Below are 1,208 nucleotides of genomic sequence, written 5' to 3'. Positions count from 1 at the left end.
TTAACGTAGCGGCTTTTGTGCGAAGTTGAAGCGGACGCAGGGCGTACTGGGGCTTATCCAATTCGCTCCGTATGTGAGTGAATATTTGGTGACAGGAGTCCCAAGTATTTCATGAGGTAGGATGGCGCGCATAGCGCCGTACCGTTGCTTTGTACTGATTGATACCATAACAAATTTTATGTCAATGTTGAACAGTCAACAACATGATCTTTTAGCTTATCACCCTTAGTTTTAATGGTCTTACTGTTCTTATAGTAAAGACAACGCTTAAAGCCTTTGGCATCATTGCATAACATTTTCCAGTATCCTTTTGGATAAGCGATACCGCTTTTTTTCATTCGTTGCGAACCATATTCAACACCATTGATGACCGTTACTTCACCTAATTTTATTGCTATCGAACGCGCGTATCGTTCTGCCTTAATCCATGTATGCCTGTTTATAGAGCGATACTGAGGAATAATATTAGCCATCGAGTAGACTGAATCCAATGAGTCTTTTGACCAGTCGAACGCGGCATCTGGGGCTAAATGACCACGGTCTGCTTTAAATTCGTTATGGGTGTAGTCGTTTGGATAAGTTCGATAACGACTAGGTATTGATTTTTCAGGATAGAATGAGGGCCGCTTTTTAATATTGACTGCGCCTACATTTTTACCTTTTAACGTGTAGGCAACAAACTTTGCGCCTTTAGCTTTATAGTCATAACAAATTTTATAAAACTTTTTATCTATGACTTGATCACAGGAACGAGTATTAATAAATTGATTAATGTTGGTTGCATTCGCATTGGAAGCGGTAGCTATAACAGATATTATGGTTGTTCTGATAAGTAGATTCATTTTGTTTACAGGTTCTGTCGCAAGTATTATTAAAAAAGAAGCACGCCTTGTCTTCAGGCAAGTCAAAATTGGACAGTTCTATTTATAACCAAAAAAAACTGGCTAACAAAAAGTTGCAGTTGACCGCTGGCAGCGCCACTCGTTTTCAGAGGTCATTTATTATCAAAGTTCAGTGTTTTAGCAAAGTTCATCGTATATCGGTTCTGTCGCAAGTATTAGTGAAAGCGAAGCACGCCTTGTCTTCAGGCATAACTATCCTGCTAAAGCCATAAATTGCTTATAAGCAGGCATATTTTCCTCGGACAACTGTCCCTTTCGAATCATATGTGCGGCTTCAATGCCTGCAATCGTTGCTTGAGCGGAGTG

Annotated in this window: 1 protein-coding gene and 1 pseudogene; both read right to left on the bottom strand. The window is 39.9% G+C overall.

Annotated features, from left to right (window positions below; translation table 11 throughout):
- Nucleotides 1-176 precede the first annotated feature (176 nt).
- On the bottom strand, nucleotides 177-842 hold the full coding sequence (locus tag BQ7314_RS09715) for a DNA/RNA non-specific endonuclease (RefSeq protein ID WP_174483511.1): 666 nt from the start codon (nucleotides 840-842) through the stop codon (nucleotides 177-179).
- A 252-nt stretch (nucleotides 843-1,094) separates the two neighbouring features.
- Nucleotides 1,095-1,208 (bottom strand): annotated as a pseudogene (locus BQ7314_RS15830) (IS6 family transposase); the annotation flags it as partial.

The organism is methanotrophic endosymbiont of Bathymodiolus puteoserpentis (Logatchev) (genome assembly GCF_900128525.1).
GTDB lineage: Bacteria > Pseudomonadota > Gammaproteobacteria > Methylococcales > Methylomonadaceae > Methyloprofundus.
The sequence above is the reverse complement of the archived record's forward strand: the minus strand, read 5'-3'. Positions and strand labels throughout refer to the sequence as shown.

Excerpts from the sequence above, each read along its gene's own strand:
- BQ7314_RS09715 (WP_174483511.1), bottom strand. The coding sequence starts at position 842 with ATGAATCTACTTATCAGAACAACCATAATATCTGTTATAGCTACCGCT.